Genomic DNA, 25,030 nt, shown 5'->3' on the forward strand with positions numbered 1-25,030 from the left:
GTTGTTTTTTTATATCGGATACATAAGATTTCTGATCGAATTCTTATGACTGCCTGTGACTAAGGAACATAGAACTCGATAATCCGTTGGATAGCACGCCGGCAGACCGGGCAAAATTCGGGATATTCGTTCGTTTTCATACGGCAATTGAATGCGGGACGGTATATGCCTTTGGCTGAGTAACCACCGCCTTCATATACACCTACCGGATAGCTTTGGTGCTGTGTGGCAGGGGTGGGGACAGGTGTATTCGGTGCAAGCATATCCTCCCATTTTGAGGCGAAGTTTACCCGCGTACTGATATTTTGTTCCCATGGTTCTACATCCAGCGGATAGGTGTCCGTCATTACATCGTCTTCATAAAAATACTCATCCGCCAAGCCCGCAAAACTATGTCCGAATTCGTGGACTACTACTGGCTTGAACATGGCATGGTGAGCAGTAGTCAGCGTATATGAGTTGTAGATTCCTCCTCCACCGTACACATCTGTATTGGCAAGAATAATAATGTGTTCGTAAGGAATACCTGCCAAGGCATTATGGATGGCTTTCACCCGGCTTGTAGTCAGATAACGGTCTGAGTAAAAAGTATCAAAATGGGAATGAACAGCCGTGTGCTTCCATTGATTCTCGCGGGGCACACTGACTCCGCTGTCAATAGACGGGCTGGCTACAGCCACTATGTTGAACTTGTTTTTCATTGACCGGAATGGTTCATGAGAAAACAGGCTTTCACAGGCTTTCTGCGCATCCTGATAGAATACATTCATTTCTTTTTCCGTATATCCCTCTGCCAAGATAGCTACATCTATGCACTCTTTTTCGTTACCGCTGCGAAGCATGTATCGATGTGGGGTGACATGTGTTGTTCCGCGTTTGTGAATCAAAATATCTTCCGGGCGGACAATATGCTTAAAACTGGTCATCACTTCCTTGCGGGGAGTAAATAGAACAACTTCTACTTCTGCCGGCTGTTTGGGATAGGGAAGTAAGAAACTGTTTTCGAAGCCCCGTGCCGTTTCTTTGGCTTCATCGGTGGACAACCACTCTTGAAACAGTGAAGAAAAGGAATGCTTATAAATACATTGTCCCGTAGCGAGATCTTTTACGATGATCTGCCCGTTGCCTTCCAGCGGAAGCTCGGACAGATGATGCTCACGACCTGCCCAGGAAGGAAGTTGTGATAACTCATCCAGATAGATGGCTTGCTGTTTATTGTTTCCGGTGAAAATGTAGTCCACCCTCAGCGTTTTATTCTGAAAATAATCTGCAAAGTTTTGCGCATAACTTCCTGCTGATGCCAGGAAAAAAAGAAGAATACTGCAAATTTGTTTCATATAAATAGTATATTTATGTTTTTCACAAAGGTACGAACTATTGTTGACTTATTCGATATTTGCAAATAAAAGTAATAAATCATAGTATTTGTTGCCGAAAAATAGCTAACTTTGCATGAAAGATTCATTGATTAAAACAATTTGATTCAAAAATGGGACATCATCAATTAGATGCTTTAGATGAGCAAATTCTGAAATTAATAGCAGGGAACGCGCGTATTCCTTTTCTGGAAGTAGCCAGAGCATGTAACGTTTCCGGGGCGGCTATCCACCAGCGCATTCAGAAGTTGACTAATCTGGGAATATTGAAAGGGTCGGAATATGTCATCGATCCTGAGAAGATAGGATATGAAACTTGTGCTTATATCGGTATATATCTGAAAGATCCGGAATCCTTTGATTCGGTAACAAGAGCTTTGGAAGCAATTCCGGAAGTAGTCGAATGTCATTTCACTACAGGTAAATATGATATGTTTATCAAGATTTACGCGAAGAACAATCACCACTTGCTGAGTATCATCCATGATAAGTTGCAGCCTCTGGGGTTGGCGCGTACTGAAACATTGATCTCCTTCCATGAAGCCATAAAGCGGCAGATGCCCATTATGGTCGACATAGAAGATGAAGATTAATTGTATTAAATAACAGACTTACTGTTTCACGTAATCTACAAAAGCATACGGGCAGAGATGTTTCTCATCCACAGGATGAGCCTCTCTGCTTTTTTCGTGCCATTGAGCGGGAGATACTTCCGGGAAGAAGGCATCAGCTTCGGGAGCAAGGTCATTTATTTCCGTCAGGCAAAGCTCATCGGCAAAGGGAAGTGCCTGTCTATAAACGCTTGCGCCTCCGATGATATATATATGCTCGTCTTCCTTGCAACTTTGCAAGGCTGCTTCCAGTGATGGAAAGACTTCTGCACCGGGACATACTGTTTCCGGTCGGGAGGATAACACAATATTCCTGCGGTTGGGCAGCGCCCCTTTCGGGAGCGATTCAAAGGTTTTTCTTCCCATGATAATCGTGTTTCCGGTGGTCAATGCTTTGAAACGTTTCAAGTCGTTGGGCAACCAGAAAAGCAGTTTATTCTGAAAGCCGATAGCCATTCGACGGTCTACGGCGGCGATGATTGATACTTTACTCATGTCTTTTTTATACCGCTACTATTCCGGCAATATGTGGATGCGGGTCGTAATTCACCAGTTCGAAGTCTTCGAACTTAAAGTCGTAAATACTCTTCACATCCGGATTAATCTTCATTTGAGGCAATGCGCGTGGTTCGCGGCTGAGCTGTAATTTAACCTGTTCCAGATGGTTCAGGTAGATATGGGCATCACCGAGTGTATGAATGAAGTCTCCCGGTTTCAGTCCTGTTACTTGCGCCATCATTTGCAACAGGAGCGCGTATGATGCGATGTTGAACGGAACTCCGAGAAATATGTCCGCGCTGCGCTGATAAAGTTGCAGACTCAGCCGACCGTCTGCCACATAAAACTGGAAGAAGGCATGGCAAGGAGGGAGATTCATGTTCTTTAAATCAGCTACATTCCAAGCACTTACAATGATACGGCGGGAGTCGGGATTGTGCTTGATGGTCTCTACGGCTTCGCTGATCTGGTCGATGAATCCACCGTCGTAGTCGGGCCACGAACGCCATTGATAGCCATAGATATGTCCTAAGTCACCGTTTTCGTCCGCCCATTCGTTCCAGATGCGCACGCCGTGTTCTTGCAGATATTTCGCATTCGTATCCCCTTGCAGAAACCAGAGCAACTCGTAGATGATTGATTTCAGATGTAGTTTTTTAGTCGTCAGACATGGGAAACCCTCGTCGAGGTTGAAACGCATCTGATGCCCGAATACGCTGATCGTTCCGGTTCCTGTGCGGTCACTTTTTTCCGTTCCTTCGGTTAGTACGCGATGGAGTAAATCTAAATATTGTTTCATAGCGAATAATTTTCCAATAAATGGGTGCGATGCAAAATTACAAAAATGGAGTGAATAAATTGGCAAACCATCCGACGAACTTCTTCCACGGTGAGCGCTTTTTCCAGAACTCGGGTGTCAGTTGCGTACAATGCTCTATATCGTTCCGGAACATTTCGTTCAGTTCCCCTGTGATTTCCTTGTTAAAGATGAAAGCATTCGTTTCGTAGTCGTACCGGAGGCTGCGGCTGTTCAGGTTGGCGGTGCCTACTGTGCAAAAAATGTCATCGACCATCATTATTTTAGAATGATGGAAGCCGCCATTATACATATATACAGTGGCTCCTCTCTTCATCAGTTTATGGAGTTTGTAGAGGGCGGCATCCGGTGTAAACGGGATGTCGGAGGCGGAAGAAACCATGATTGTCACATCTACACCACGTTCGATCGTGCGCTGGAGCGCTTTGTTGATGGAGGAAGTCGGTACGAAATACGGATTGACGATGTGCACGTTCTTTTGTGCCGAATAGATGGACATCGCATAAGCATGACTGAGCATGCGGCTGTTTTTCTTCGGTGTACGGTCGACAATGGCGACTACTACCTGGGTGCTGTCCGACTGCCCCTTGTGGAGGGGGAAGTAGGCTTCGCCACCGATGTTTTGTTTAGTCTCTTTGTTCCATATGGTGAGAAATATTTCTTGCAGATCATTGACAGCATCCCCTTCGATTCTCATGTGCATATCACGCCATGTACCGATTTTGGGGAGTCCGTTGATGTAATAGTCGGCGATGTTCATTCCTCCCGTATAGGCGACTTCACCGTCGATAACGGCTATTTTCCGGTGGTCGCGGTGGGCCGCATGGTTGATATATGGGAAGGTGAACGGATCGAATTTGACAATCTCGATTCCCTGTTCGCGTATTTTCTTGAGATGCTTTTTTTTGAGCGGTTTGTTGTTCGACCAGTTGCCGAACGCATCGAACATGGCCCGTACTTCCACCCCTTCTTTCACTTTTTCGGCCAGTAGGGCAAATAACGCATTGGCTATCGAATCGTTGCGGAAATTAAAATATTCCAGGTGGATATGATGTTTGGCCTCACGGATGGCGCTGAATAAATCGATAAACTTCTCTCGTCCGCTTTTTAGCAGCTTGACTTTGTTATTGTCGGATATAGGAATCCCCGACTCTGACAAGAAACGTAATACAAGGGAATCGCTTGTCAGGGCTATAGAGTCTCTGGGGTGTGTCATCAAACTGTCGATGACATCCGCTTGAGCACGGAATAAAGACAAAAACAGGAATAAAATAAATATACGTAGTTTCAAAACTCTTCTCGCTATTTTAGTTTACAAGGTAACAAAGATACAACATCTATGTTTGGAGCTATCGGGAGATAAGGATATATTTATTATAATTTAACAGAAAAAACAACAGGGAATCTCTTCAATAATAACGGAGCCCGGTGTAATAGGAGCTGATCAGACTGCTCTCTATTCTAATGTTTCTTCAATGATAACTTGAGTCCGATGTAATAAGCACTCGTCTGTTTTTTCCTTTTTTTGGGGGGGAAAGGAAAAGGTAAAAGGGGGCAGTCCGGAAACCCTGTTTGAACTCCATACTGTGCTGATATGAACTAATGATTCTTTTTTTAGACATAAGCCCCAAAGAACAAATTTGCTATAAAAGCTATGCAGGAAATATGTTCTTTTGTTCTTATGTCTAAAGTCGATTCAAAACGAATCGGAAAAGAATATATTTAGGCACGGATTACACGGATTTCACGGTTTTAGTGCTATGATTACGTAAAACAACCGTGTTAATCCGTGTAATCCGTGCCTAATCCTCAATTTATAATTTAGTTCATTTCCGTACAGAAAGAAACAATCAGAAAACAACCGGGGTTTCAGATTGATCCGGTAAAAGCTTTGTAAATAGGTGTCAATAAGTTCTTTACCTGTTTACAAAGCTTTCTGTTTCTGCTTCCGTCGTAGTGTCACAGCAGTGCCAAGGTTTGTCACGGCTGTTCCCTTCGGGTGTCAGGGTTGTGCCAACGGGCTGTCACAGTTGTGCCACCGCGATGGCACTGCTGTGCCAATGCAATGGCACAACTGTGACAAGCCGTTGGCACAAGGTACGGCAATGCTTGTTATGCCAGCGATACTACTTTCCGTCCGGCCATGAAAAGCAGGACGACCGTTGCAATGATGATTGATTTCGGATCGAGGCTGGCTGCACCGTGGTTGATCATGCCGATCAGTACTTCCCTCAGTGTTTCCCATACAGCTTGCAGTCCGCCCAGAGTGATGAAGAGCACTGCTCCTACTGTCATTACAAATAGCGTCCAAAGACGTGCCAGTCGATTGCTGCGATCGGGCAGTTGGTGCATGACGCGACGGCTGAATCCGTTGTCGGCTATTTCCCGCTTGTTCTCTGCGAAGAAATCTTTCAGAAGTTTATCATTATCTATTTCCGTCATAACCGTTTCTTGTTAAATACGTTGCTAATTTCTCTTTTCCACGCGACAGGTGGCTTTTCACTGTTCCTGCCGGTATTCCCATGATTCCTGCAATCTTGTCGATGCTTACATCTTCCATGTAAAACAGCGTGATGCAGGTTCGTTCCACTTCCTTCAGCGATTTGAGTGACTGATAAACATCCATTGTCTGCCCTATGTTCGCTTGTTCCGTGTAGTTGGCAGCGTCTACTTCCCTGGTATCCAGGTCCGCCATCTCCTTTCGGCTGCGAATATAGTCATAAAATATATTATAAGCAATACGATACAGCCACGTAGAGAAACTCGACAAGTTTCGGAAAGAAGCCAGATTGGTGTATGCTTTGATGAAGGTATCTTGCGCCAGATCGTCACTCAATTCGTTGTCACCGCAGGTCAGATGCAGGAAGAAACGTCTGACAGGCGACTGGTACTTTTGCACCAACTGGTCGAAGGCCCTGGTGTTTTTGAACACCACGACCTGTGCGACTAGTGATATATCGTTGAGTTGGCTCATTTATTTTCTTCGTTCTTCTCTTCGTCGTTTTTCTCCGGGATTCTTGTTTCGTTCCTCTCGGTGGCGGACTCTGACTCTGTATTGACAGCTTCGTTTTTTTCTTCGGTGAAGCGAGTGTTGAAATTGCCGGTTCCGGTGTTCCTGCCGTTTTTCTCTCTGTCTGTGAATGAGGTCCGGTAGGTGGACTCTTGGTTATTTTGTTGTTTGTAGCCGACCAGCCATTGCCCGATTCCCATGAACATAACGAGCAGTCCGATCGCTCCGATTCCGAATTCGCCGGTAATCGCCCAGAGGAATATGAAGAGTCCGATGCCTGTGAAGGTGTTTCTGATACCTTGCGTGCGTTGATCCGTCGGTTTGCTTTCCCGGATGAATCCTTCCGGCAGCGGCTGTCCGGCTGCAAGTGCCTGTTCGGCAAGGCGATAACGTGCCTTCCGGTTCTTGTAGCGGAAGAAGAAGACTACAAATATGATGAATACCGGCATTCCGAAAATGGCAATGATGCTGATAATGGCTACCAGAATGCCTCCTCCGACTGCATTTCCGAAATTATTGAACGGGAAGTCGTCATCGTCAGAAACGATGGAGATACTTGCTTTTCCGTGCGGTCCGCGAGGGGTGCTCGCTTTGCTTGTACTTACATGGGTGGTATCGGCGTCTTCGTCATCCATACCGACTACTGTCACGGCAGTATTGCCGGCATTTGTTTTTGCATCTTTGTCCTTGGTTACGGTCACTTTTACGTTTCCGGTAGAATCGTTGATAACAGTGGTCTGTTTCTGGGCATTTGCCAGAGAAAAAATGGTCATCAGGACCAGTAAAGCAATTACAATTCGTTTCATATGATTATTTTTTATTTGTTTCTTTGTCTGTTAGACGTAGTTCGTATGTCAGAAAGTTGCAAAGAGACGAAATATTTTTGATATTTGCAGGAATTAATAAATGAAAAATGAATTTACCCGCTTCTTTTATCGACTACACCCGCGCCTTGTTGGGCAACGAAGAATATGAAAAACTGGCTGTCGCCTTGCAGCAAGAACCTCCTGTCAGCATTCGATTGAATGAAAAGTTGGGAGCACTTTCACAAAATGCCGGCGCAGCCCATTCTTCATTCTTCATTCATCATTCTTCATTAAACAAAGTTCCTTGGGCATCCGGCGGCTACTACCTTGATGAGCGTCTGACGTTTACGTTCGATCCGTTGTTTCATGCCGGTTGTTATTACGTGCAGGAGGCGTCGTCCATGTTTGTGGAGCAGGTGTTGCGGCAATATGTCAGTGCTCCGGTGATGATGCTCGATCTTTGTGCGGCGCCCGGCGGGAAGTCTACTCATGCGCGTAGTGTGCTTCCCGAAGGAAGTCTGCTTGTGGCGAATGAGGTGATCCGAAACCGTTCTCAGGTGCTGGCGGAGAATCTGACTAAGTGGGGACATCCGGATGTGGTCGTAACCAATAATGATCCGGCTGATTTCTCGGCACTTTCGTCTTTCTTTGACGTCATTCTGACTGATGTTCCCTGTTCGGGTGAGGGAATGTTTCGTAAAGATCCCGTAGCTGTGGAGGAGTGGAGCCCGGAAAACGTAGAAATCTGCTGGCAGCGTCAGCGGCGGATTATTGCGGACATTTGGCCTTGTCTGAAACCGGGAGGTATATTGATCTATAGTACGTGTACCTATAATACCAAAGAAGATGAAGAGAACGTACGCTGGATTCAGGAAGAATTTGGTGCCGAACTGCTGCCTTTGGATGTCCGGGAAGAGTGGAATATAACGGGGAATTTACTCGGTGGAGAGGGCGAGTCTCTGAAGGGTTTTCCTGTCTATCATTTCCTTCCCCATAAGACAAAAGGCGAAGGTTTCTTTTTGGCCGCACTTCGCAAACCGGAAGTGGAAGAGGAGGAGAATGTTGTATTTTCTTTTTCCAAAGTGAAGGCTGCAAAGAAGAAAGATAAGAAAGGAGGGGCGGTGACTTCTTCTCCTGTTTCGAAAGAAAATAGGACGTTGGCAGGCAGTTGGCTGAACAGTGAAAATGCTGAAAGATATGCTCTGTTGGCGGAAGAAAAAGAGGTAAAAGCCTTTCCGCAGCAATATATGGATGAGCTGGCTGCCATGAAGCAGTATTTGAAAGTGGTGCAGGCAGGTGTACTGATAGGTGAGGTGAAGGGAAAGGATCTGAGTCCTGCTCATGCGTTGGCTATGAGTGCTTCACTTTTGCGGCAGGATGCTTTTGATACGGAAGAAGTGAGTTATGAACAAGCTATCGCTTATTTACGAAAAGAGGCTATCGCCTTGTCGGAAACAGCCCCTCGCGGTTATGTATTGCTTACTTACCGGAATATTCCTCTCGGATTTGTGAAGAATATCGGTAATCGGGCCAATAATCTTTATCCGCAGGAATGGCGCATCCGTAGCGGGTATTTGCCGGAGGAAATACGGACTTTTTAAAATGAAGAATGAAGAATGGGCTGCGCTATCCACGCTGCACAGTAATTCTTCATTTAGTTCATTCTTTATCAGAAAAGAATATATTTAGGCACGGATTACACGGATTAACACGGTTGTTTTACGTAATCATAGCACTAAAACCGTGAAATCCGTGTAATCCGTGCCTAATCCTCAATTTATAATTTAGTTCATTTCTGTACAGTTTTGAATGAAGAATGGGCTGCGCTATCACGCTGCACAGTAATTCTTCATTCATCATTCTTCATTTAGTTCATTCTTAAGGAAGTATTCCGGTAGGTATTTCCTTATAATTCAGCATGAAACCGATTTGTCTGCCTGTTCCCGGTTCTCCTCCTTCCGTAATTTCTTCCAATGTATAGGATGGAGGCGGCTCGGGCGATGTCCGGGTATCTTCGAGAGGCGGTGTCCCCCAGTTCAGTTGCAGGTTCTTGTCCAGTCGGTGAGATAAGTAGGGAGTTCCCCATAAGATGAATTTATGTTCTGAGGGCGGTGCTGCGTCCAGCGAAAAAGTAAGGCTTAATGTCAGTCTATCCTCCGTTCCTTGTTCCAATGCATAACTTCCCTTGGTGATTAACTCCAGTCCTGATGAAAAGGCAGTTTGCTTTCCTTGTTTGAAGAAGTAAGCGTCCCGGGCAGCGTTGCTGATGAGAAAGATGTCGTCGATGCCGGGCAGGAGATTCTTGTCTATGTTGGGACGTATAGAGTTGCGAATCAGATTTATATCTTCGTAGTTATCCACTACTTTGATGGGCAGGGTACACGTTTCCTGTGTGGCATTGTCCGTCACTTTCAGGTAAGTGCTTCCGGTGAGAATACCGGTTACGTAAATCTGGCATCCGGCAGGAACTCCGCTCCAGCCGATTTCTGTTCCGGCGCTTGCGATGTGAGCATTTCCAATTTCCAGTGAGTAATCTCCGTTTCCGCTTTCAATTCCCAGGTAGCGTCTTCCACCCATGGGCACCTCGTATTTGCTGTCATAAAACCGGAGAGGAGCGTCGGCATCCTCTTTGCAGGCACTCCATAAAAGAAGAATGCAAAACAAAATGGAGGAGTAAGAGAGGGTTCTAGTTTTCATAATAGTTTAGTGTTTTTATACTCCCCAAATGTAATGCATTCTTTTTATTTATTCAATCATAAAGACGAAATAAAGAAGAATTTATAACTTGCTTTTATAAATCCGTGCCATCGCCTTTTGATATTGATTCTCCAATTGGAGATAATTCTGATGACTTTGATAAATGACGGATACTTCCACAAAATACTCGATCATACTGATTTGTCCCCCTGTCAGAGCTTGTTTCAGCAGGGCGAGGTCTTGTTGCGCCTGAAAGGTTTTCCGGTATTCCTCCATCGAAGTATGCAGTGTCTTGGCTTCCCGATAAAGCTGCGCCAGTTCAGATTCCACTTGCAGGGCGGCGTTGTCTTTTTGCAAGTCGATGTTCAGCGCTTGTGCTTTGGCTATCTTCACTTTGTTACGGTTCTCGAAAAGCGGGAAGGAGAAGCCGACTACTACTCCGTTGAATGGAGTTCCGGTTTCCGTGTTCCGGCGATAGCCGAGTTCCAGCTTCGGGAGCCATTGCGATTTGTTGACGGCGATCTGCTTGCGGGCAACGAGGCTTTCGTTGTTGAACGCCATCAGGGTGCGGTCGGCAGAAAGCACTTCCGATTTCAGCATCTGATAGTCGGCGGGGAAAGGCGTTGCGGGATACGCGCTTTCTTCGAAAACTACGGGGATGTTGCCGTTCAATGTGTTCAGTTCCTGCAGTTTATTACGCAGGGCGGTCTCATTGAGCGAAGTTTCCGTTTTGACATTCAGCAGTTCCAGATTGATTTTATTCGTTTCCAGTGCGTTCGCATCTCCGGTTTGCAGGCGTTTAGCGTACATTTTGGCGAGTTCTTCCGCATTGCGCAGCCGTTCCTCCAGAATGTGCTTTTGCTGGCGGAGCATAATAATGTCCAGGCACACCTCTTTCGCCAGCAGTAACTTTTCCTGCCGGAAAACGATCGCCTGACTGTCAAAAGCACCTGCCTTCAGCCGATTCAGTTTGTTGCGGGTGGCGTATAAACTCGGAAAATCGAAGCTTTGCGAGACAACAAGTTCGCCAATCGTTTCGTTTTTATCTTTCGCGCCCCAAAGGTGAGCATAAGACAATGTCGGATCAGGCAGGTTGTTGTCCGTTTTGGCTTCCAGCTTTTGCGAAGCGATCAGCTGGGCATTTGCCTGCAACTCCTTATTGTTGGTTTCAATATTCTTCAAAACCTGTTCGATACCGCTTTGGGCGCGCACTTCGCCCGTCGGGGCGAGAAGTGCGCAACTTATCAAAGAGCCTATAATGATGATTCGTTTCATACTTTTTTCTTTATTCGTTTCTATTTATCCTCCGTAGCCGGCTACACGGTTTCTGTTGCAGCCTCTATCGTTCCTCCCTGAATTTCAGCGACTTCACCTTCTTTTTTCCGGTGCATCATCAGATAAACAATCGGAACGATGAAACCGTTCAGGAAAGTCGATGTTAAAAGTCCGCCCAAAATTACCTTCGCCATCGGGCTCTGGATCTCGTTGCCCGGCAAATCACCGCCCAAAGCCAACGGAATCAGTGCCAGGGCAGAGGAGAGAGCCGTCATCAGAATCGGGTTCAGACGGTCGAGAGAGCCTTGTATCACACTGTCGTACACGTTCAATCCCTCTACCTGTTGCAGATGGTTGTAGTGGCTGATGAGCAGCATACCGTTACGGGTCGCTATGCCGAACAGAGAGATGAAACCGATAATTGCCGGAATACTCACTTCTCCGGTCGTGATGACGAGAGCAAAGACACCGCCGATCAACGCCAGCGGCAGGTTCAGCAAAATCACACCCGATTCTTTGACACTGCGGAATTCGTGGTAGAGCAGCAGGAAGATAATGACGATGCTCATAAAAGAGGTCAACGCCAAGGTGCGGCTGGCTGCCTGTTCGCTTTCAAACTGGCCGCCATATTCGATGTGGTAGCCTTCGGGCAACTGAATGGAGGCATCAACCTGCTTCTGAATATCGTTGACAACACTGCGGAGGTCACGGTCGGCTACATTCGCGGAGATGACGATTTTCCGTTTTACGTTTTCGCGGTTGATCGTGTTCGGTCCCATCGAGGAAACGACTTCCGCTACGTAGTTCAGCGGAACTTTGCGTCCGTCGTTGGTATCCACCATTAAGTTACGTATTTTCTCCATTTCGTCGCGTGCGTCGTCCTTCACCTTCACGATGAGGTCGAAGCTTTTGCCCTGCTCGTACACTTGCGAGATGACTTTTCCTGCCAGCGCCACGTTCACGTATTCGGAGAATTCCGGCAAGGTGATGCCGAATTTCGCCAGCATTTCCCGTTTGGGCTGTATTTTCAGCTGCGGGCGTTCGATTTGCTGTTCCACGTTCAGGTCGGCAATTCCCGGAATGTCACTGATGGCTCCCTTGATCTGATTTCCCAGTGAGAACATCTTGTTCAGGTCATCTCCGAATAGTTTGATGGCGATATTTGCTTTCGTACCGGACAACATCGCGTCGATACGGTGGCTGATGGGCTGACCAATTTCGATGTTCGCTCCTGTGATCGTTCCGAGCTTTTCGCGTACCTCGGCAACGAGTTCGCTGCGCGGGCGGTCTTTCAGTTCGAACGGGGCCTCTATTTCCGAAACGTTTACTCCGAGCGCATGTTCATCCAGTTCGGCACGTCCCGTTTTGCGGGCTACGGTTTGTATTTCGGGGATGGTGAGCAGCAGTTCTTCGGCACGGTGTCCCATTTTGTTGCTCTCTTCCAGCGAAATACCCGGCAGCGAACTGATATTGATGGTAAACGAGCCCTCATTGAACGAAGGCAGGAAGCTGCGTCCGAGTGTGAAGAATACCCCCAGAGCAACGAGAAAGAGGGCGATTGTACCTCCCAGCGTCGCACGTTTGTGTGCCAGCACCCATGTCAGCGCTTTCTCGTAAATGCCTTTCATCCAGCGGGCTACGAACGATTCTTTCAGTTCTTTATTGGTCTTGTTGCTGCCCAGCAGATACGAGCAGAGTACCGGAGTCAGTGTCAGGGCAACCACCGTAGAAGCGAACAGCGCCACGATGAATGCAATGCCCAGCGGCACCAGCATGCGTCCTTCCATTCCGCTCAGGAAGAACAAAGGGATGAAGCTGACAACGATGATCAGCGTTGAGTTAAGAATCGGCATTCGCACTTCCTTCGAAGCGTTGAATACCACTTCCAGTGTGCTGAGTCGTTCAGCTTCCGCTTTCTGACGGTTTTCCCGCAGCCGCTTATATACATTTTCCACATCGACAATGGCGTCGTCCACCAGCGAACCGATGGCAATCGCCATACCTCCCAGACTCATCGTGTTGATTGTCAGCCCCATGTAGTGAAGCGTGAGGATAGAGACGAGCAGTGAGAGAGGCAGTGTCACCAGTGAAATCAGTGTGGTGCGCACATTGGCCAAAAACAGGAAAAGTACGATGACGACGAAGATACCTCCTTCGAAAAGGGACTTCTTCACGTTGCCGATAGAGCTTTCGATAAAGCGGCTCTGGCGGAAAATGTCTGTAGAAACTTTTACGTCCGCAGGCAGATTCTTCTGAAGGTCTTGCAGGGAAGCTTCCAGTTTGTCCGTCAATTCCAGTGTACTGGTGGCGGGCTGTTTGGTGACGGTCATTAATACCGCGGGTTTGCCACGTTCCGAGGCAGTACCCAGTTTCGGGGCTTTCGGCCCAACTTTTACGTCGGCGATATCTTCCAGTGTCACCGGAAAGCTGTTCACCGTCTTCACTACCGCTTTGCCGAGTTCTTCCACTTTTTGGGTGGAAAGTACTCCGCGCACGATGTATTCATTTCCGAATTCATAAAGTACGCCTCCGTTGGCGTTCAGATTCATATCTTGGGTGACAGCCATTACTTCGCCCATCGACACCCCATAGTGGCGCATCCGTTCGGGGTCCAGCTGAATCTGGTATTCCTTGATATCACCTCCGAGCACTGCTACTTGTGCCACCCCTCCGGTGGAGAGCAGGCGCGGGCGGATGGTCCAGTCGGCAATCGTCCGGAGATCGAGCATAGAGGTGGAGTCGGCGGTCAGACCGACAATCAGCATTTCGCCCAGGATGGATGACTGGGGGCCCAGCGTGGGTTTGCCTACGTTGACAGGAAGTGACTCGCTGACTACCGCCAGTTTTTCGCTGACGATTTGACGGGCGAGGTATATATCTGTGCCCCAGTCGAATTCTACCCAGACAACGGAGAAACCGTTGGTCGACGAAGAACGGACACGGCGCACGCCGGTAGCCCCGTTTACGGCTGTTTCGACGGGGAAGGTGACGAGCTGTTCCACTTCCTCGGCTGCCATACCGTTGGCTTCGGTCATGATGACCACTGTCGGGGCGTTCAGGTCGGGGAACACGTCTACTTCCGTATGCATGGCGGTGTAAGTTCCCCCGATGAGCAGGAGAATGGCCGCGCAGAGCACAACCAGTCGGTTGTGCAGGGAGTAATGTATGATTTTATTTAGCATGATATTTCATTGATTAAGTTTGGTTCCCCCGTTCACTTTTGAAGAAGCTGTGCAGGGGGTAAACTTGCGTAATTATAACTAATTCTGTGTGCACTACAAGGAAATCCGCTTACGGCACCTTGCTGCTGCCGCTAATGTTCGTGGCTGTGCGCAGGTATGGCGTTGCTTGCACTTGCCAGACGAACCTGATAAGCCCCTTCGGTCACTACGCGGTCTCCGGCCTTGACTCCGGTCAGTATTTGTACGCTTTTGCCATTGTCGGCACCGAGAGTTACTTCCTGCTTTTTATAGCCTTCTTCATCCAGTTGCAGGTATACGAAGAAGATACCTTGCTCTTCCGTTAAGGCGGTGCGAGGTAAAGAGATCACGTTTTCCAGTTCAGAGGAAAGCAGGTAAACTTCGACAAATGATCCCGGAATCACTTCGCCTTTATTGTCAAATTCGAAAGTGACGGGCACATAGAATGAGTTGTCTCCGGACGTTTTTCCGAAGGAAAGCAGTTTGCCGCTCAGTTCTTTCAGTTCGTACACCTTATTATTATAAGGAGTCTGGAAATTGGCGGAACTGATAGTGCGCAGGTATGGATAGTATTTTTCCGATACTTCAGCGCGGAGGAAAAGCCGGCGGTTCTGCGTCACGCTGACCAGTGGCTGACCGATGGTGACGTAGTCTCCCTCGTTGACCAGAATGCTTTTCACGTATCCGGCAATGGGCGCGGTGATATTCTGGCCTATGGCAGAATGATTTTTGGCAAGTGCTTCGTAGCTGAGACGCGCATTCTCGTAGTTCTGCTCCGCTTGTGCGAAATCTTTGTCAGACACAATCTTGTTTTTGACAAGTGACTTCATTCGCTCGTATTCCTTTTTAGACACCTCATAAGCGATTCGGGCACGTTGTACCGGATCACCGTCGGCGATGTTGTGCGAAGAAATGGTAATCAGAGGAGTGCCGCGGCCAACGCTCATTCCTTCCGTCACTTTTCCACGGAAAGAAACGACTCCGGCTACCGTAGCTACGGCAACCGATTCGTCTCCTTGGGCAGCTAATACCTGTCCGCTTGTTTTGATGACTTGCTGGAAGGGGGCCGGTGTGATGGTGCTGACCTTCACACCGGCTGCGTCGGCTTTCGCTTTCGGGAGAATGATTTCGTCGCTGTGTTCTCCGGCTGGTTCACTGTGTTCGCCGGCAGCCTTACTGCTCTTTCCGGCATCCTTGTCGTGGTCGTGGCCTCCGCTGCATTCACCTTCGTGTGAATGGTCGGCACCTTCGGCTTCGTGGTCATGTCCTTCTGTTTCGTGATCATGTCCTTCGTGCTCATCATGATTGTGTGTGACGGTTTCGTGGTCATGTCCTTCATGACCGGTCTTTTTACTATTGCAAGAGCCAAGGGCGAATAAGCCCAGCACTCCTATAAAGATAAGTTTCTTCATAAATGTAATTTCCCTACTAAGTTTTACTGTTTATTTTACGCTGCAAAGATAGAGTAACGCAGATGCAACTTGCTTGCATTTACGTCTTTACGCAAAAACAGAGTAGGGAGGGGCGCGAAGGGAGGAGGTACGAGGAATTTTCGTACCATGCAGGGATTCACGATAGATGTAGTAGTTCTTGACTCGTCTTTCCTGCGGTCGTAATAAATGTTCGATGATCACATCCGTAAACAGGGTGGCGATGAATACGTAGTTCGGACCGCTGTCAGTGTGTACGGAGGGGATAGGAGAATGGAAGCGTGTCATGCATTCGCTGCTGCAGCATGAGTCGCTGGCGGGGTGATGATGGTGGTTGGGGCATTGCTGCTCAACCGGTTGGTCCTGCTTCATGCAGATCATCCCGTTGGGGTGGTGATGATGGGGAATAACGGCGGCTACCAACATAATAATGTTGATAATGAACAGCATCGTTACTATAAATCGTTTCTTCCCTTTCATCCTTTATTTTACAAAAATGCTTTCAAATTTAGTGAAACTTCCAATATATCTTTAATTGTAAAACTTCATTATTTCTTTTCCGACCCTATCCTTTTCTCTTTCTCTTGTTCCTGCAAGCGTTCGAGCAATTCTGTGGCGGAAACGTAAATCACTTTTCCATCGGGCGTGCCTTGGCTAAGGAGTTTACCGTGGCGGGCATTTTTTTCCAGTAGCCGTTGTTCGGCCAGTTGAAGCCCACGCCGCAGTTTATCACTCAATTCTTGCATTTCATTATTTGACATAACTTTTGATGCGATTAAAAAGTTCAAGTTCGTATATCCGGTCCTCACCTTGTTGGCAGCCTTCGGCTACGATTACTCGGGGAGAGACACTGTTATCTGCTAATAACCAATAATCTACACGTGACGCATATATTCGGAACAGGTTGTTTATGCCTGCCTGATAGCGGCGGTAGATTGTATCTATAGGCACATTGTGCCCTCCTTCGTTGACCCGTTGTAATACACGGTTGACTGCTAATTCCGGAGAATTCAGCCAAAAATAGATCAGGCTTACTTTATATCCGGCATTTTGTGCTCTCGTAATGAGTCGTGTATACGAGCGAGTCGCTAATGTCGTTTCAATGGAGAAACTAATTCTTGCTGCCAATAGCTCGTCAATACGTTTCAACATTAAACGTCCGGCTTCTATAGCCATACTTTCCGGATTGAACGGTGATAACCCTTTTGCAATCTCATCAGCATTGACAAATTCTTTGCACAATAATATTTCAGGCAATACAGTGTAAGAAGCTGTTGTTTTTCCAGCTCCATTGCATCCGCTTATAATATATAATTGCCTTGTTTCATCCATTTCAAATTATCTGTTTCAGATATAATGTGACAAATATACAAATACTTTTCTTTTCACCTAAAGCAGATCATGTCTTTTTATTGTTTATTATTTCTTTTCCAGTTCCTGCAACGAGTCCATTTTCTTCTTTTCGAGGAATTCGTAGATGCCGCAAAGATGCTCTGTCACCTTCTTATTGCCGAATTCGTAAACTTTCGTCACCAGTCCGTCAAGGAAGTCACGGTCGTGCGAAACGACAATCAGCGTACCGTCAAAATCCATCAGCGCTTGTTTGAGGATATCTTTGGTTTTCATGTCGAGGTGGTTGGTCGGCTCATCCAGAATCAGTAGGTTGACCGGTTCCAGCAAGAGCTTGATCATTGCCAGACGGGTACGTTCCCCTCCCGAAAGCACTTTGACTTTTTTCATAGACTCCTCCGGTCCGCCAAACATGAATGCACCGAGCAAATCACGTATCTTGTTGCGTATTTCTCCTTTGGCCACATCGTCAATTGTCTGGAACACTGTCAGGTTTTCATCCATCAGCGAGGCCTGGTTCTGGGCGAAATATCCGATTTGTACATTATGTCCCAGTGTCAGTGTGCCGTCATGGTCGATCTCGTTCATGATACATTTGACAAGCGTCGATTTTCCCTCACCGTTCTTGCCTACAAAAGCCACTTTATCGCCACGTTCAATCGTCAGATTGGCATTGCGGAATACGACATGGTCTCCGTATGTCTTTCCTACGCCTTCCATCGTGACAGGATAGCTGCCCGAACGGGGCGAAGGAGGGAACTTCAGCCGTAGTGCCGAGGTATCTTCTTCGTCTACTTCCAGCAGCTCCAGTTTCTCCAGCATCTTGACACGGCTCTGCACCTGTAAAGTCTTCGAATACGTCCCCTTGAAACGTTCGATGAATGCTTCCGTCTCGGCGATGAATTTCTGCTGTTCGTCATAAGCCTTCTGTTGCTGTTCGCGACGTTCCTTGCGCAGTTGCAGATATTGGGAGTAGTTAACTTTGTAGTCGTAGATACGTCCCATCGTAACTTCGATGGTGCGGGTGGTGATGTTGTCCACGAATTTACGGTCGTGGCTGATCACGATGACCGCTTTGCCGTTATTTATCAGGAAATCTTCCAGCCACTGGATCGATTCGATGTCCAGATGGTTGGTCGGCTCGTCGAGCAGGAGTACGTCCGGTTTTTGCAGCAACAGTTTGGCGAGTTCGATACGCATGCGCCAGCCACCGCTGAAGTCGCTTGTCTGCCGCTGGAAATCTTCGCGGGTAAAACCGAGACCAAGTAATGATTTTTCTACATCCTCTTCGTAGTTGGTGGCGTCGATGGAGTAAAATTTTTCGCTCAGGGCGGATACTTCCTCTATGAGCGCCATATAACTGTCGCTTTCGTAGTCTGTTCTCGTTTCCAACTCCTTGTTCAGTGCGTCGATCCGTGCTTCCATCTCGTGCAGATGTGCGAAAGCCTGTGCTGTTTCGGCAAACACCGTTCTGCCGTCTTCCGTCATCAAATGCTGTGGAAGATAGGCTACCACGCAGTCTTTTGGGGCCGATACCTTACCACGGGTAGGCTGTCTGACCCCTGCCAGAATCTTGAGTAACGTACTTTTCCCCGCTCCGTTTTTTCCCATCAGGGCGATGCGGTCTTTTTCATTGATAACGAAAGAAATATCACTAAATAGGGTAGTGCCGCTAAACTCTACGGCTAGTCCGTCTATGGAAATCATACAATTCTTTATAATTTGAGGCGCAAAGATAGCGAAATATATCAATCTTTTTTATAACTTGCGGGCTGAAAAGCATTATTAACTGAAATATGTTGACTAAAAAGTAATTAAAAAGAATAAATTTAAAAATAATATAGAAACGATATGGAAGGCGGACAAACAAATGAATTCAGACCTCTTATCCTAGTGGCTGAAGACGACGACAGCAACTTCAAACTGATCAAAGCAATCATCGGAAAGAAATGTGATATACAGTGGGCGAAAAACGGTGAAGAAATCGTGGCACTGTTCAAGGAATACGGCAAAGAGGCCAAAGCGATCCTGATGGACATCAAAATGCCTGTGATGAACGGACTGGATGCTACAAAGATTATTCGCGAGGAAAACAAGGAAATTCCTATCATCATGCAGACTGCCTATGCTTTCAGCTCTGACAAGGAGAATGCGATGAATGCGGGAGCCAGTGAAGTGCTGGTGAAGCCGATTACGTTGTCGATTCTTCGCGGTACGCTGACGAAGTATTTTCCCGAACTTGTCTGGTAAGCCGTTTTTTCCCGGTAAATAGTCCTTTGCTTCGGTAAAAACGATCTTTATTCGGCAAAACGGTATTGAAGAGTAGAAATAAGGTATAACAACGCAGGCGTTTTTTCCTGTTTTGTATTTGTGATATTAACAAATGGCTGACGGGGATTATATGGATTCTTATATATGAAAATCCACATTGTCCCCGTCAACTATGTCCGGACGTTTCAGTGTAAACCGGGTTTTCAGATTGATCCTGTAACCCGGACGTTGGAGTGGCTTGCCCCTTTGGCGGGAAAAGCCTTTAAAAGTAAAATAGGCGAACCTCACGGTCAGCCTATTTCTGTTCGTTTCCGTTAATTTGTTAGAGTTCAGAAACGACTCTATGTAAAGCTCTCCTTTGAGAGATTTAAGAGCAATTTTTATCGGCTTCCGCCTGCCCACCAAACGGGTTCGGAATATACGTATTGCCCGTCACCGAAGGCTTCTTTAATGGCTACATTGGCCAATACGTCATCTGCTCCGTAACCAAAACGCAGCGGGAATCTGTTTGAGTTCAGCGGATTTTTCAGCTCCACTAAATTCTCGTTTGCGCCTTTCATACGACGATAATCGTTGTAAGCTTCCAGAGATTCGCCGGATGCTCCGAAGAATGCCAGATATTTTTGTATCATTGTTTCTTTTAATGGGTTAGCGGCAAAGAGAGGAGCTACTTCGTTGTCAAAATAAGCTTCAGCAACGGCATTACCCAAAAAGTCGGCTTTTCCACCTAACCAGTTTCTGGCAGCGTCGGCAACTGTATTTTCCAGATTGGAGAATGCGGCGACAACTGCATCTTTCAAAGCTGCTTTGGCATCATCAGTTCTGCCTCCAAGGCGGCACAGTGCTTCTGCTTCAAGGAATTTAACTTCATGATAGCTGATCAGTTGTGTAGGCGCAGTCATAGCCCATGAGGCCATAGACATGCCGTAATTATTCTGTAATTCCTGAGGGGTGCCGTTAGGAGCCACTTTGATAGCATCGATTGTAGTGGCTTGCTTTGCACCACCTCCGTAAGCGACATTTCCGCTCGGATCAGGTTGAGTAAATGACCGTGGGGCTCTCGGGTCATTTCTTTCTGCAAATTTCTCGATAAGGCTTTCGCTGGCAGCAAGACTGTTGCGGCTATAACTGAAAGCCCAGAGAGGATTTAACTGAGAGTCGCCGTCATAAATATCCAGTTTGCACTCTTCACTTGCATCTGTAAATGATTTGCTTACATAGGTCAGGATATTCCGGAGGTCAGTTGTCTGGTTGGCGCTTTTGTTGAGCAAGCGCATTGTATAGCGTGCTTTCAGGGCATAAGCCGTCTTGAGCCACAGGCCGGCTTGTGCATCCGGGTCCGACCCATAGATGAGGTCTTTAGATCCAACTGCACCGGACAGACCTTCGTCTTCGGCTGTTCCATCTTTCAAGAGCGTGATGGCGTCATCCAAGTTCTGCATAACTTCCTTGTAGATAGATTCTTGTGAATCTATTTTAGGCTGCATATACATCGGCGTACCGTCCGGATTCAAGATTCCTGTTTCGCTGAAAGGAGTGTCTCCGAACACATCGGCTACTACCGCGCCGTTGTAAGCCAGGAGGATTCTGGCTATCGCTTCAGTTACCACATTTCCTTTTTCCGAGGGATCTTCCTGGCATTTATTGATCACAATTTTTGCATTCTTAATATTGGCGTAAACGCTGATCCACGCATTATTGTAAGTGGTGGCAGTGGTCGGTTCACCGCTGCGGACTTCTGCGCGGTAGAGCTGGTTGCCGATGCCCGCTTCGTGTTCCATATAAACGGACGAATAGAGTGAAAAATCTCCCCCTACTGTACTGAATGCAGTGCTGACTCCCAAGTCGGTTATCAAAAATTTCGCCGGGGCATCCTGCGGATTATTGGGATTCTTGTTGACTTTGTCCATTGCATCTTCCGTACAAGCAGAAGCAATGACAGCAGTAAAGAAAGAAACTGCCAGCAATTTTCCTATTGATTTATATTTTTTCATTGTCTTGCAGATTAAAATTTAATATTAAAGCCGAAACCAAAGCTAGCTGTTTGCGGCATTGAATAGTCTTCGAAAGCTCCGGACATGTTGTTGTTTCCTTGGCTGGCTTCCGGGTCGAGGTCAGGCATTTGCGCCCAAACCAAAATGTTTCTGGCGAACGCGTTCACAGAAAGTTCCATCCATTTTTTCTGGAGTACTTTGTAGCTCACTGCAACTTCGCGAAGTTTGATGAAAGAATTGTCATATACGGAAGATTCATCAATATCGTTCAGACGGCTGTAGTACACTTGCTGTGCATTGGCTCCTGTGATGGCGATGTCGTTTTTGGTTCCATCCTGTTTGTAACCGTCAAAGATGATTGTTCCTTCACGGTTCTCTGTTCTTTTGCTTACACCGTAATAGTCGGACAGACCGGTGGTTCTGCTGTACATCTGACCGCCTTGTTTCCAGTCGAGAACGGCGCTGATGGTACATTTCCACAGGCGTAATGAAGTGTTGAAGCCCATTACGAAATCCGGAGAAACTTTTCCGATCACTTGCGCTTCGCCGGCGATGGGCAGACCGTTTTCGTCAACCAGTCGGTTGCCGTCAGCGTCTCTCTTGTAACCTACGCCGTAGATGACAGGGAATTTTTCTCCTGCCGATGCGCGAACCTGTGGAGTGACGTAACCTCCTAGTGAGATGTTTTCTACGCCCGGAGCCAGTTCGTCTACATAGTTGTCAATCTTTGTCCAGTTGAAAGCGAAATCCCAGTCGATATTCTTAGTGCGGATCGGGTTGAAGCCCAATGTGATTTCATGCGTGTCGGTATGAATTTTACCACCGTTGGTCAACAGTTTGCTGGCGCCGGTAGAAGAAGCCAAGGGAACTGAGAATATTTGGTCTGTAACGTTTTGGCGCGAATAAGTGTAGTTCAACGTGATCAGGTTGTTGAAGAAATTCACGTCAGCACCGATTTCGTAAGAACGTGTATTCTGAGGTTTCAGATTCGGGTCGAATATGGTGTAATAAGGGGTGTACGCAGTGGTACCTTTGATCGGGTACATAATGGGGTTCAGCGAGTAAAAACCTCCTCCGTACGTTGGAGTCGAGTAATAATTTTCAAGGAAATCCCCTGCCTGTCCTACTTCTGCATAAGAAACTCTCAGTTTGGCGTAATTGACCACGTCGTTTTTCAGTTCCTCGAGTTCTGTCAGGATGAACCCTGCTGACACGGAAGGATAGAAGAACGAACGGTTGTCACGCGGCATGTTGGATACATAATCTTGACGTCCGGTTACTGTCAGATAAAGCATGTTTCTGTACGCAGCCGATACGTTGGCGAAGAAACCGACTGTACGGTTTTTCCATCTTTCCTCTTCCGTTTGCTGAGTGGTGGCATTGTTAATGTGGTTCCACCCTGCGAAGTTGTAGTTTGATCCGTATTCGTAGTATTTCTTTCTGTTGCTTTGGATAAACTCGTTACCGACTACAGCATTCAGGCCCCAGTCGTCATTGATGTGCCAGTCGTAATTGATGGTCAGCAATGAGTTGTAGGTAGCGTTTGTCCAGCCGTAGTTTTCTATCTGGCCGCGACCGCCTCCGGTGTTGCTTCCGTATCCGTAGCTGTCGGAGTAGTGCGTGGTGTAGGCGTCAACACCCACCATGTATTTCGCATTCAGCTTATGGTTGGCGGTGCCGAAATCTGTTTGATAGTTGGCGTATATATTTCCGAAGAAACGGTTGGTGTCTTCCGTATATTTGTTGTTGTCTATCGCCCAGTAAGCGTTGTCAAAACTGCCGCGGAAAGAATTTTGCTTATAGATGTCACCGTCCACATGGCTGGGAATACCTGCCAGGTCGTAGCTTGCGGGAGATGCGTAAACGGTTCTCAGCAGACCGTTTCCGGAAGTTACCGCTTTGTCGATGGAAGTTGTGATGTAGTTTCCGGCGAAACCTGTCGTGAAATTATTGGTCAGCTTTGTTTCTGCGCTCACTTTCACGTTATATCTGTCCATACCTGTTTTGGGGATGATACCATCCTGATGCGTATTTCCCAGCGATACGGAGTAAGAGCTTTTTTCCAGTGTTTGCGCTACGTTCAGTGAGTTGCTCCAAGTCACGCCTGTCTCGAAGAAATCTTTTGCGTTGTCGTAAGCCTGTGGAGCAGCCCAAGGGTCGAGACCTGCTGAGGCGCGCTGCGGCACATAATATTTGCCGGATTGCTTGCCGTGCTTTTGGGTGAATTCATTGTCGGTGTTACCGCCGTAGTTGGAGTCGTTGGGCAGTTCGGAGATTTTAGGTCCCCAGGATAGCCCCGAAGTAGGGCTGTAATTGCCACCGGACCCTTGCGCATACGTTTTCTGGAATTCGGGCAGACGGCCAATCACGTCAAAGCTGACATTGGATGAGAAGCTGACCTGTGGTTTGCCTTTCTCCAGTCCCTTACCGCTTTTGGTGGTGATGATGATCACACCATTGGAAGCACGGATACCGTAAAGTGCCGAAGCTGCCTGTCCTTTGAGGATGTTGATGCTTTCAATGTCGTTCGGGTCGATGTCTACCGCACGGTTGGCAAAGTCCACACCGCTCACACTACCGTTGTTCTGTATCTGTGTATCCACGTCTGGGGTACTTGTTACCGCCATTCCGTCAATCACATATAGAGGAGTGTTGTCTCCGGAGAAAGAACGTGCACCACGGATCGTAATCTGCGAAGATGCCCCCGGCATACCACTCGAAGGTTTGATATCCAAACCGGATACTTTTCCTTGCAGCGCTCCTGCCAGACTGGAGTTGGAAGCTTGCGTCAGTTGTTCGGATTTTACATCCTGAACGGCATATCCCAATGCTTTCTTTTCGCGTGAGATACCCATTGCCGTTACTACTACTTCATCCAGTGCTTTGGCGTCACTTTTTAATACTACGTTGATAACTCCTTGTTTGATCGTTACAGTTTGCGGAACCATTCCTACATAGGAAACGCGCAAAGTTTTAGAAGAACTTGGTATAATGGGGGATTCTCTTTTCCGGAAGCGTTAAGTGTTGTTGAGGCTATTTAAGCATAAAATGATAAAAAGATACCATTTTGAATGATTTCCTGATGTTTTTTTTATGATAATGCCGGTTTTAACACTTTCTTTATGTCGCACAATGTTGCTCAAATATCTCAAAATTAATAATAGAACCTTCTTGTTGTATCTGTTTCTTTGATAAATTCTTTCAATATGCTACTTTATAGTTAAAAACGTAACACTTTTTTAATTTTGATATAAATAGTGTTATCTTTGCAGCCTGTTAGAGACTAGAAGTTTATTTATAGGTTAAATTTAAGAGAGAATTTATGAAAAGAAAATTGATGTTCTTTATGACCTTCCTTTTTGTGGGTATAGGTCTGGTGACAGCGCAGACATCCCGAGTTACCGGTGTGGTAACCGCCGAGGAAGATGGCCTGCCTGTTGTGGGTGCCTCCGTATTGGTGAATGGTACTACTCTTGGTACTATCACGGATATTGATGGTAAGTTTACAATTACGAATGTACCAAGTTCTTCTAAGACTTATTAATATTTTAAAGTCCCTCTTTTTTCTCTTTTTCTGCCTTATCTTATTGTAAATCAGACTATAAATACTGCTTCCGCAACTAGGTTTCACGACTCCCTTACTGTAATCGCAACTTTATCTTCCTCTTTTTCGATATCAGTGTTCTTTTTCGGGC

22 protein-coding genes are annotated in these 25,030 nt (G+C 46.8%); 5 read left to right on the top strand and 17 right to left on the bottom strand.

All coding sequences use genetic code 11. From position 1 onward, the window contains the following. Positions 1-59: 59 nt before the first annotated feature. Positions 60-1,337 (bottom strand): IgA Peptidase M64, encoded by a 1,278-nt coding sequence (locus BLW31_RS02575; RefSeq protein WP_010539282.1) that lies wholly within the window; start codon positions 1,335-1,337, stop codon positions 60-62. 152 nt (positions 1,338-1,489) lie between these two features. Between BLW31_RS02575 and BLW31_RS02580 the strand changes: the two genes are divergently transcribed. Then, the gene (locus tag BLW31_RS02580; RefSeq protein WP_008761061.1) at positions 1,490-1,969 is read left to right on the top strand and encodes an Lrp/AsnC family transcriptional regulator; all 480 of its coding nucleotides are present in this window, start codon (positions 1,490-1,492) and stop codon (positions 1,967-1,969) included. 18 nt (positions 1,970-1,987) lie between these two features. Here the strand turns inward: BLW31_RS02580 and BLW31_RS02585 are convergent, their stop codons facing one another. From BLW31_RS02585 to BLW31_RS02610, 6 genes are all read right to left on the bottom strand, one after another. Next, positions 1,988-2,482, bottom strand: a complete 495-nt coding sequence (locus tag BLW31_RS02585) for a dihydrofolate reductase (protein WP_010539281.1) — start codon at positions 2,480-2,482, stop codon at positions 1,988-1,990. Between the two features lie 7 nt (positions 2,483-2,489). Next, a complete protein-coding gene (locus BLW31_RS02590; protein WP_010539280.1) occupies positions 2,490-3,284 on the bottom strand; it encodes a thymidylate synthase in 795 nt (264 codons plus the stop codon). A 37-nt stretch (positions 3,285-3,321) separates the two neighbouring features. Continuing rightward, entirely contained in the window at positions 3,322-4,593 is a 1,272-nt protein-coding gene (gene cls / locus BLW31_RS02595; protein ID WP_010539279.1) for a cardiolipin synthase, read from the bottom strand. Positions 4,594-5,414: 821 nt separating this feature from the next. Next, positions 5,415-5,744, bottom strand: a complete 330-nt coding sequence (locus BLW31_RS02600) for a DUF5056 domain-containing protein (RefSeq protein WP_010539278.1) — start codon at positions 5,742-5,744, stop codon at positions 5,415-5,417. Next, complete coding sequence (locus BLW31_RS02605) at positions 5,728-6,276, bottom strand: RNA polymerase sigma factor (RefSeq protein ID WP_010539277.1); 549 nt, start codon at positions 6,274-6,276, stop codon at positions 5,728-5,730. Before BLW31_RS02605 ends, BLW31_RS02600 begins: the two co-directional genes overlap by 17 nt. Then, on the bottom strand, positions 6,273-7,118 hold the full coding sequence (locus BLW31_RS02610; RefSeq protein WP_010539276.1) for a DUF6249 domain-containing protein: 846 nt from the start codon (positions 7,116-7,118) through the stop codon (positions 6,273-6,275). Before BLW31_RS02610 ends, BLW31_RS02605 begins: the two co-directional genes overlap by 4 nt. A gap of 107 nt (positions 7,119-7,225) precedes the next feature. Between BLW31_RS02610 and BLW31_RS02615 the strand changes: the two genes are divergently transcribed. Then, positions 7,226-8,719: a methyltransferase RsmF C-terminal domain-like protein gene (locus BLW31_RS02615; protein ID WP_010539275.1), complete on the top strand. Its 1,494-nt coding sequence runs from the start codon at positions 7,226-7,228 to the stop codon at positions 8,717-8,719. A 277-nt stretch (positions 8,720-8,996) separates the two neighbouring features. Here the strand turns inward: BLW31_RS02615 and BLW31_RS02620 are convergent, their stop codons facing one another. The 8 genes from BLW31_RS02620 to BLW31_RS02655 form a co-directional block, all read right to left on the bottom strand. Beyond that, positions 8,997-9,815: a hypothetical protein gene (locus BLW31_RS02620; RefSeq protein ID WP_010539274.1), complete on the bottom strand. Its 819-nt coding sequence runs from the start codon at positions 9,813-9,815 to the stop codon at positions 8,997-8,999. A gap of 81 nt (positions 9,816-9,896) precedes the next feature. Then, complete coding sequence (locus tag BLW31_RS02625) at positions 9,897-11,090, bottom strand: TolC family protein (protein ID WP_010539273.1); 1,194 nt, start codon at positions 11,088-11,090, stop codon at positions 9,897-9,899. A 41-nt stretch (positions 11,091-11,131) separates the two neighbouring features. Continuing rightward, entirely contained in the window at positions 11,132-14,272 is a 3,141-nt protein-coding gene (locus tag BLW31_RS02630) for an efflux RND transporter permease subunit (protein ID WP_010539272.1), read from the bottom strand. A 131-nt stretch (positions 14,273-14,403) separates the two neighbouring features. After that, complete coding sequence (locus tag BLW31_RS02635) at positions 14,404-15,702, bottom strand: efflux RND transporter periplasmic adaptor subunit (RefSeq protein ID WP_010539271.1); 1,299 nt, start codon at positions 15,700-15,702, stop codon at positions 14,404-14,406. 87 nt (positions 15,703-15,789) lie between these two features. After that, positions 15,790-16,200 (bottom strand): DUF6769 family protein, encoded by a 411-nt coding sequence (locus BLW31_RS02640; RefSeq protein WP_010539270.1) that lies wholly within the window; start codon positions 16,198-16,200, stop codon positions 15,790-15,792. 68 nt (positions 16,201-16,268) lie between these two features. Continuing rightward, the gene (locus tag BLW31_RS02645; protein ID WP_010539269.1) at positions 16,269-16,481 is read right to left on the bottom strand and encodes a DUF8506 family protein; all 213 of its coding nucleotides are present in this window, start codon (positions 16,479-16,481) and stop codon (positions 16,269-16,271) included. Beyond that, positions 16,471-17,052 (bottom strand): ATPase, encoded by a 582-nt coding sequence (locus tag BLW31_RS02650; RefSeq protein ID WP_010539268.1) that lies wholly within the window; start codon positions 17,050-17,052, stop codon positions 16,471-16,473. The genes BLW31_RS02645 and BLW31_RS02650 overlap by 11 nt, the downstream gene beginning before the upstream one ends. A gap of 87 nt (positions 17,053-17,139) precedes the next feature. After that, positions 17,140-18,777, bottom strand: a complete 1,638-nt coding sequence (locus tag BLW31_RS02655; RefSeq protein WP_008761073.1) for an ABC-F family ATP-binding cassette domain-containing protein — start codon at positions 18,775-18,777, stop codon at positions 17,140-17,142. 144 nt (positions 18,778-18,921) lie between these two features. Here BLW31_RS02655 and BLW31_RS02660 point away from each other — a divergent pair, with 144 nt between their 5' ends. Further along, positions 18,922-19,320 carry a response regulator gene (locus BLW31_RS02660; RefSeq protein ID WP_010539267.1) on the top strand — a complete coding sequence of 133 codons (399 nt, stop codon included), beginning with the start codon at positions 18,922-18,924 and terminating at the stop codon, positions 19,318-19,320. Positions 19,321-19,485: 165 nt separating this feature from the next. Beyond that, positions 19,486-19,659 carry a hypothetical protein gene (locus BLW31_RS24305; RefSeq protein WP_153880789.1) on the top strand — a complete coding sequence of 58 codons (174 nt, stop codon included), beginning with the start codon at positions 19,486-19,488 and terminating at the stop codon, positions 19,657-19,659. Between the two features lie 62 nt (positions 19,660-19,721). On the opposite strand, the gene BLW31_RS02665 is transcribed toward BLW31_RS24305, so the two are convergent. Both BLW31_RS02665 and BLW31_RS02670 read right to left on the bottom strand, forming a co-directional pair. Then, positions 19,722-21,335, bottom strand: a complete 1,614-nt coding sequence (locus BLW31_RS02665) for a SusD/RagB family nutrient-binding outer membrane lipoprotein (protein ID WP_010539266.1) — start codon at positions 21,333-21,335, stop codon at positions 19,722-19,724. 11 nt (positions 21,336-21,346) lie between these two features. Then, positions 21,347-24,328 carry a SusC/RagA family TonB-linked outer membrane protein gene (locus tag BLW31_RS02670; protein WP_256207788.1) on the bottom strand — a complete coding sequence of 994 codons (2,982 nt, stop codon included), beginning with the start codon at positions 24,326-24,328 and terminating at the stop codon, positions 21,347-21,349. Between the two features lie 329 nt (positions 24,329-24,657). Between BLW31_RS02670 and BLW31_RS02675 the strand changes: the two genes are divergently transcribed. Beyond that, the gene (locus BLW31_RS02675) at positions 24,658-24,879 is read left to right on the top strand and encodes a carboxypeptidase-like regulatory domain-containing protein (RefSeq protein ID WP_008766446.1); all 222 of its coding nucleotides are present in this window, start codon (positions 24,658-24,660) and stop codon (positions 24,877-24,879) included. Positions 24,880-25,030: the final 151 nt, after the last annotated feature.

Origin of the sequence: Bacteroides faecis MAJ27, assembly GCF_900106755.1 — a bacterium.
Lineage (GTDB): Bacteria > Bacteroidota > Bacteroidia > Bacteroidales > Bacteroidaceae > Bacteroides > Bacteroides faecis.

Coding starts and splice junctions, on each gene's coding strand:
- BLW31_RS02590 (WP_010539280.1), bottom strand. CDS start 3,284: ATGAAACAATATTTAGATTTACTCCATCGCGTACTAACCGAAGGAACG.
- BLW31_RS02580 (WP_008761061.1), top strand. CDS start 1,490: ATGGGACATCATCAATTAGATGCTTTAGATGAGCAAATTCTGAAATTA.
- BLW31_RS02615 (WP_010539275.1), top strand. CDS start 7,226: ATGAATTTACCCGCTTCTTTTATCGACTACACCCGCGCCTTGTTGGGC.
- BLW31_RS24305 (WP_153880789.1), top strand. CDS start 19,486: ATGAAAATCCACATTGTCCCCGTCAACTATGTCCGGACGTTTCAGTGT.
- BLW31_RS02630 (WP_010539272.1), bottom strand. CDS start 14,272: ATGCTAAATAAAATCATACATTACTCCCTGCACAACCGACTGGTTGTG.
- BLW31_RS02585 (WP_010539281.1), bottom strand. CDS start 2,482: ATGAGTAAAGTATCAATCATCGCCGCCGTAGACCGTCGAATGGCTATC.
- BLW31_RS02610 (WP_010539276.1), bottom strand. CDS start 7,118: ATGAAACGAATTGTAATTGCTTTACTGGTCCTGATGACCATTTTTTCT.
- BLW31_RS02605 (WP_010539277.1), bottom strand. CDS start 6,276: ATGAGCCAACTCAACGATATATCACTAGTCGCACAGGTCGTGGTGTTC.
- BLW31_RS02635 (WP_010539271.1), bottom strand. CDS start 15,702: ATGAAGAAACTTATCTTTATAGGAGTGCTGGGCTTATTCGCCCTTGGC.
- BLW31_RS02640 (WP_010539270.1), bottom strand. CDS start 16,200: ATGAAAGGGAAGAAACGATTTATAGTAACGATGCTGTTCATTATCAAC.
- BLW31_RS02650 (WP_010539268.1), bottom strand. CDS start 17,052: ATGGATGAAACAAGGCAATTATATATTATAAGCGGATGCAATGGAGCT.
- BLW31_RS02665 (WP_010539266.1), bottom strand. CDS start 21,335: ATGAAAAAATATAAATCAATAGGAAAATTGCTGGCAGTTTCTTTCTTT.
- BLW31_RS02620 (WP_010539274.1), bottom strand. CDS start 9,815: ATGAAAACTAGAACCCTCTCTTACTCCTCCATTTTGTTTTGCATTCTT.
- BLW31_RS02575 (WP_010539282.1), bottom strand. CDS start 1,337: ATGAAACAAATTTGCAGTATTCTTCTTTTTTTCCTGGCATCAGCAGGA.
- BLW31_RS02600 (WP_010539278.1), bottom strand. CDS start 5,744: ATGACGGAAATAGATAATGATAAACTTCTGAAAGATTTCTTCGCAGAG.
- BLW31_RS02625 (WP_010539273.1), bottom strand. CDS start 11,090: ATGAAACGAATCATCATTATAGGCTCTTTGATAAGTTGCGCACTTCTC.
- BLW31_RS02655 (WP_008761073.1), bottom strand. CDS start 18,777: ATGATTTCCATAGACGGACTAGCCGTAGAGTTTAGCGGCACTACCCTA.
- BLW31_RS02660 (WP_010539267.1), top strand. CDS start 18,922: ATGGAAGGCGGACAAACAAATGAATTCAGACCTCTTATCCTAGTGGCT.
- BLW31_RS02675 (WP_008766446.1), top strand. CDS start 24,658: ATGAAAAGAAAATTGATGTTCTTTATGACCTTCCTTTTTGTGGGTATA.
- BLW31_RS02645 (WP_010539269.1), bottom strand. CDS start 16,481: ATGTCAAATAATGAAATGCAAGAATTGAGTGATAAACTGCGGCGTGGG.